The sequence below is a fragment of the Nostoc sp. genome (assembly GCF_041747015.1).
In the GTDB taxonomy this organism is placed as follows: Bacteria; Cyanobacteriota; Cyanobacteriia; order Cyanobacteriales; family Nostocaceae; genus Nostoc.
In genome coordinates, this window is sequence record NZ_JBGTFY010000344.1 from 1 (window position 1) to 6098 (window position 6098).

At 43.8% G+C, this 6098-nt stretch carries 6 protein-coding genes and 1 pseudogene; all 7 read left to right on the forward strand.

Annotation, left to right across the window (positions count from 1 at the left end):
* The coding region (locus ACEW80_RS27625; RefSeq protein WP_373529669.1) for a glycosyltransferase family 4 protein at nucleotides 1–445 on the forward strand (445 nt) is incomplete at its 5' end.
* A 2-nt stretch (nucleotides 446–447) separates the two neighbouring features.
* Nucleotides 448–1845 (forward strand): hypothetical protein, encoded by a 1398-nt coding sequence (locus ACEW80_RS27630; RefSeq protein ID WP_373529670.1) that lies wholly within the window; start codon nucleotides 448–450, stop codon nucleotides 1843–1845.
* On the forward strand, nucleotides 1805–2176 hold the full coding sequence (locus ACEW80_RS27635) for a hypothetical protein (RefSeq protein ID WP_373529671.1): 372 nt from the start codon (nucleotides 1805–1807) through the stop codon (nucleotides 2174–2176). Before ACEW80_RS27630 ends, ACEW80_RS27635 begins: the two co-directional genes overlap by 41 nt.
* A gap of 108 nt (nucleotides 2177–2284) precedes the next feature.
* A complete protein-coding gene (locus ACEW80_RS27640; protein WP_373529672.1) occupies nucleotides 2285–3067 on the forward strand; it encodes a glycosyltransferase family 4 protein in 783 nt (260 codons plus the stop codon).
* Nucleotides 3068–3081: 14 nt separating this feature from the next.
* The gene (locus ACEW80_RS27645) at nucleotides 3082–4254 is read left to right on the forward strand and encodes a glycosyltransferase (RefSeq protein ID WP_373529673.1); all 1173 of its coding nucleotides are present in this window, start codon (nucleotides 3082–3084) and stop codon (nucleotides 4252–4254) included.
* On the forward strand, nucleotides 4251–5444 hold the full coding sequence (locus tag ACEW80_RS27650; protein ID WP_373529674.1) for a glycosyltransferase: 1194 nt from the start codon (nucleotides 4251–4253) through the stop codon (nucleotides 5442–5444). Before ACEW80_RS27645 ends, ACEW80_RS27650 begins: the two co-directional genes overlap by 4 nt.
* Nucleotides 5441–6098 (forward strand): annotated as a pseudogene (locus tag ACEW80_RS27655) (Rpn family recombination-promoting nuclease/putative transposase); the annotation flags it as partial. The gene ACEW80_RS27650 and the pseudogene ACEW80_RS27655, both read left to right, overlap by 4 nt.

Genomic DNA, 6098 nt, shown 5'->3' on the forward strand with positions numbered 1-6098 from the left:
GATTCCTAGCTTGACCATTATAGGCAGTGGTCCAGAAGAATCTAAATTACATCAACAAGTTAAAGAGTTAAACCTCTCCAATCAGGTAGATTTTGTCGGGGTGAAAGTTGATAAAAAGTTAGCAAAATTATTAAATGCTCATCAAATTCTGGTAGTACCATCTCGTTGGCGGGAACCGTTTGGAGTTGTGGCATTAGAAGGTATTGCCTGTGGTTGTGTGGTGATTGGCTCAGAGGAAGGAGGTTTGAAAGAGGCGATTGGTCCTTGTGGAATGACTTTTCCTAATGGAGATGTTAAAGCATTAACTTATACGCTTGTCGATTTATTGACTAATCCTGAAAAACGGGCTATCTACAGGACGCAAGCAAAAACACATTTGTCGCGTCACAAAAAAGAAGAAGTGGCAAAAGCGTATTTACAAGTTTTTAAAGAGGCTATTCAGTAAAGATGCTAATTGCTCTACTAGCTGTTGCAGGTATTGTCTATATCTCATCCCTCAACTGGCATCACAGTGTGAAGGCGGTTTTCATTATTTTAGTGGTTGAAGGCGCACTGCGAAAATGGGTGTTGCCCCAGGCTAGCGAGATGATTTATTTTCTCAAAGACTTTGTGATTTTAGGAGCTTACATTAATTATTATTTTTTCTCGTTAGCTGAAAAAAAACTGGCTTTCAAAAACTTCACGGTCAACATCTTAATTAGTTTTGTAGCAATATGGTCTTTGTTTCAAGTATTTAATCCTAGTTTAGGTTCGCCTTTGGTGGGAATGTTTGGACTCAGGGGCTATCTATTTTACATACCTTTAATGTGGTTAATACCGAGTTTGTTTCAATCGGAGTCGGAGTTATATAAATTTTTGCGATCGCACCTTTTGCTATTGATTCCTGTTGGCATTCTGGGTATTGCTCAGTTTTTTAGTCCCCCTTCAAGTCCGCTTAATGTCTATGCTAATAACGAAGCGAGCGCAGTTACATTTGCGGGTATAAATGCTGTTCGAGTTACTGGAACGTTTTCCTACATCAGTGGTTATTCAGTATATTTGCTAGTTTGCTTTGGTTTATTGATATTCTTTCTTTCAATTAACCAGTCACGTTGGTGGCGGTTGCTCTCTATATGTGAACTATTTTTAGTTACTGTTAACTCTTTAATGACTGGCTCTCGTGGGGTAATTCTTGCTTCAGTTTTGTTTTTAATATGTTATCTAGGTGTAAAAGGATTTACCCAGCCTGCAAGCACGCTGCGTTTGCTCAGGCAATTGTTACTACCAGTTATCGTTGTTGCTATTGCTGCCTTCATCTGGTTTCGCCCAGCAGTTGATGCCTTTTCGCTACGCACCACTTCTAACCAAGATGTATCTGAACGGATCTCGGGCAGTTTCACGCAGCCTTTTGAGTTTATTAAGTATAAAGAACTTGACGGCTATGGCACAGGTGCAACACACCAAGCGGCTCCAGCGCTTCGCAAAGTATTAGGTTTGCCTGCTGGTGAATTTATTCCCGTAGGTTATGAGTCAGAAATGGGCAGAGTAGCTCTGGAACTAGGCCCCATCGGTTTTCTGCTTTGGTATGGACTCAGGGTTAGCATCTTCATTGCGCTTTGGTCTGTTTTCTGGAAATTAAAAAGCCCCTTCCTACGTCAATTAGCACTCTCTGCTTTCCTAATCCAGGTAATCCAGCTTAATGGTCAATTGGTTTTCCACCACACCTTTTCAGTTTACTACTGGTTTCTCAGTAGCTTTATCTTCCTATTGCCTCGATTGGAGCAAATAGAGAATTGGCACCAAAAACAACAACTATTGCAGGAAGATGTCCTATCCACGTATATCACTGATTCACCCTACAGGTAATCCGAATTCCCGTGAGGCGGCGATCGCTTTGGGAGAAGCTGACTTACTCCACGAAGTAATCACAACAATTGCCTACGATTTAAAAGGTTCTGGATCACGCTACCTAAATCTACTGCCCCAGAAAATTAAAAACCGTGTCGCTGATGAACTAGGACGGAGGATATGGATCGCCCCGACTGGTGTACCCATGCAAACCCATCCTTGGCAAGAGGCAATGCGGGTAGCGCTAGCGCGGATGGGTTTGAGTCGTCACTTAAACTTGGGAGATCAAAGGCTAATCAACTGGGTATATGCCTCTCTCGATCGTCACGTTGCCAAGCATCATCTTTAAGGTCTTAATGCCGTCTACGCCTACGAAGATGGCGCTGCTGCCACATTTTACACAGCAAAGCAACAGGGTATCCTCTGCTTATACGAGTTGCCGATTCTTTTCTATCGCATGAGTTGTGATATCCAAGCGGAAGAAGCTGAAAGATTCCCAGAACTGGCACCCGCATTGCAGGCAGTTCAAGAACCCGTTTGGAAAATCGAGCGCAAGGAGCAGGAACTCCAACTGGCTGACCATATATTTGTGGCATCTTCTATTACCCAAAAATCATTGCTGAATGTTGGCGTGGAGCTGGAAAAAATCAGCGTTATTCCCTACGGAGCACCCATTGACTACTTCCATCCACAACCCAAAACCGACAAACTTTTCCGAGCCTTATTTGTAGGTTGCGTAGCGCCACGTAAGGGTGTTCATTACCTGTTGCAGGCTTGGAAAGAATTGCAACTGGCTGACGCCGAGTTATTGTTAGTGGGTTCTAATAGTTTCCCAGAAGGCTGGCTAGAGCGTTACAAGGATATTTTTCACTATGTCCCATCCGTACCTCATGCTTCGTTAAATCAATACTACAGTGCTGGAAATGTGCTAGTTTTTCCCTCTCTGGTTGAAGGATTTGGACTGGTGCTGCTAGAGGCAATGGCCTGTGGTATCCCCGTTATTACTACACCCAACACAGCCGGTCCCGATATTCTTACCGATGGCGTTGAGGGTTTTGTTGTACCGATTCGTAATGTAGAAGCCCTCAAGGAAAAACTAGAGTGGTGCTACTGCCATCCGCAAGAGTTAGCTGAGATGGGACGAGCAGCTCGCCTGAAAGCCGAACAATTAACCTGGGGACTCTATCGCCAGCGCTTAGCAAGCCAAGTGAAGGATATTCTCAGCAAGAAATTTAATTAGCTATTGTGTCAAAGATGTCTATCGTTCTACCAAAGTCTTTAAGATTCACTTGTTTTCACCTTTGGTTTCCTAATCTTTTTGATTTTAAGGGTGGAATTCAAGTTTATTTACAGGATTTATTGCTTGCATTAGAAGATAAATTTCCTCGCTTGCCTCTAGTTATTTTTGATAAGCTCGATAAGACAAAATCCAGAGACAAGTTTGAGTCAAAAGAACTATCATTTTTATTTAGTGGTAGCCTTCCTAGTTTTTTACGTTCACCACATTTCGCTTTGAGTATAGCTATAGGCTCGTTAATAGAGCGGCCAAACTTAATCCTGTGTGGTCATCTCAATTTTGCTCCTATTGCCTTTTTAATTCATCGTCTTACAGGTGTCCCTTACTGGATCTTTGTTTATGGTATAGATGCGTGGAGTGTTCAAGACCATTGGAAGCAGAAAGCGCTACATAGTGCCGAGAAAATTATTTCCATTAGTGGCTATACCAGTAGCCGTCTGATTCGTGAACAAAAGTTAGCGCCTGAGCGGATTTCTCTTCTACCAGTCACGTTTGATGCTAGTCGCTTTCAAATTAAACCAAAGCCGCAACACTTGCTGAGCCGTTATGGGCTGACGGCAGAGCCGATTATTCTGACCGTAGCCAGATTAGATAGTATGGAGCGCTACAAAGGATACGACCAAATTCTGCAAGCTTTACCTGAGATTCGGCGTCAGATTCCTACTATTCACTACCTGATAGTTGGCAAAGGGAGCGATCGCCCCCGCATTGAACAGTTGATTGTTCAACTTAATCTACAAGAGTGTGTCACATTAACTGGGTTCGTGACCGATGACGAACTCTGCGATCATTACAATATGTGCGATGTCTTTGCGATGCCCAGCAAAGCTGAAGGGTTTGGCATTGTTTACCTGGAAGCATTAGCTTGTGGCAGACCGACACTAGGGGGCAATCAGGATGGAGCGATTGACGCGCTTTGTCACGGTGAACTGGGAGCTTTAGTTAATCCTGATGATGTAGAAGAAATCGCCCAAACACTGATTCAGATTTTGCAAGGTATTTATCCCAATCCACTGATATATCAACCTGAAGCCTTACGCAAAAAAGTTATTGATACTTTTGGATTTGAGCGTTTCAAACAAACTCTTGCTGAGTTAATGCAAACTTCTTCAGTTGGCTCTAAATTGTGAAAGTTCTTCATGTCATTCCCTCAATTGCTCAGGTTCGAGGTGGCCCTAGTCGATCAACTATAGAAATGGTTGGGGCACTGCGATCGCATGGGGTAGACGCTGAGATTGCTACGACTAACGACAATGGTTCTGACTTGCTAGATGTGCCCTTGCGCCAATGCATTGAGTACGAAAAAGTGCCAATCTGGTTTTTTCCCCGTTTCTCCCCGTCAATTAAGTCTTTAAGGGAATTTGCCTTCTCCAGCCAACTAACTACCTGGCTTTGGCTGCATATTGCTGATTACAATCTGCTACACGTCCATGCAATTTTTTCCTATCCATCTACAGCAGCAATGGCGATCGCCCGCCTCAGACACCTCCACTATGTTGTTGGAGTTCATGGTCTATTGTGCAACTGGTCTTTGCAACAAGGCGCTGGCAAAAAGCAAATTTACCTCACCTTAGTAGAGCGTGCCAATCTCAACCACGGTAAAGCTCTTCACTTCACTTCCCAGCAGGAACAGCAAGAAGTATCCAAGCTTGGTCTAGAATCACCCAGTTTTATCCTTCCGCATGGTCTTTCTAGACCTGTTCTCATACCAGATGCTCGTCACCAACTGCGGCAATTGCTAAAAGCTCCACAAGACGAACCTGTGATTTTATTCATGTCTCGCCTGCACCCAAAAAAGGGCTTAGACTACCTGATCACTGCTTTAGAGAAATTAGCACATCAGCGCTTCACGTTTGTACTTGCAGGCAGTGGTTCCCCTGAGTATGAAGCCGAAATCGACAACCTTCTGGTTTCTGCTGGTATTCGCGATCGCACGTATCTTTCTGGATTTGTCGCTGACGAAATGAAAGATATATTCCTGCAAGGAGCGGATATATTTGCGCTAACTTCTCACTCGGAAAACTTTGGCGTTGCTGTTTTGGAGGCTTTAGCAGTCGGGCTACCTGTCCTTGTTACTCCTGGTGTAGCTTTGGCTTCTGTAGTTGAAGAATATCAACTTGGCTCTGTAGTAGAACTGGATGTGGCAGCGATCGCGTCTGGTCTTCAACGTCTACTTAATAATCCTCAAGAGTCTAAAAAGATGGGCGATCGCGGGCGTGAACTGATTCTTGAAGAATACACTTGGGATCGTATTGCTACTAGAATGATTCAGGTTTATGAGACTATCCTGGATGGTCAACCGATTCAAGATCTACCATGATTGACCACGATCGCCTGTTCAAAGAACTGCTCTCCACCTTCTTTTGGGAGTTCATTGAGCTATTCTTTCCTGCTGTATCGACCTATCTGGAAACAGACTCCATCACATTTCTAGATAAAGAATTATTTACCGATGTCACTACTGAAGAACGGCGTGAAGTCGATCTCGTTGTCAAAGCCCGGTTCAGAGGTTAAGACTCCTTCTTTTTAGTCCACGTTGAGCAACAATCTCAACCACAAGCCGAGTTTGGGCGACGCATGTTCTCATACTTCGCCCGCCTGCATCAGAAATATGCCTTACCCGTATATCCAATTGTGGTCTTTTCATTTGAGGTGCCCCAACGTTCAGAGCCAGATACCTATCGAGTAGCATTTCCTGACAAAGTCGTTCTGGATTTTAACTACGCTGTCATTCAGCTCAACTGCCTCAATTGGCGAGAGTTTCTCCAACAACCAAATCCAGTAGCTGCAGCTTTAATGGCAAGGATGCAAATTCAGCCAGCAGATAGACCCAAAGTCAAAGCGGAATGTTTACGTCTGCTGGCCACCCTGCATTTAGAGATCCAGCTCGAATGCAACTCATTTCTAGGTTTATTGATACCTATCTACGACTGAATGCAGCAGAGGAAAAGCTCTTTCAACAAGAGCTGAGTAA

Coding starts and splice junctions, on each gene's coding strand:
- ACEW80_RS27630 (WP_373529670.1), top strand. CDS start 448: ATGCTAATTGCTCTACTAGCTGTTGCAGGTATTGTCTATATCTCATCC.
- ACEW80_RS27635 (WP_373529671.1), top strand. CDS start 1,805: ATGTCCTATCCACGTATATCACTGATTCACCCTACAGGTAATCCGAAT.
- ACEW80_RS27640 (WP_373529672.1), top strand. CDS start 2,285: ATGAGTTGTGATATCCAAGCGGAAGAAGCTGAAAGATTCCCAGAACTG.
- ACEW80_RS27645 (WP_373529673.1), top strand. CDS start 3,082: ATGTCTATCGTTCTACCAAAGTCTTTAAGATTCACTTGTTTTCACCTT.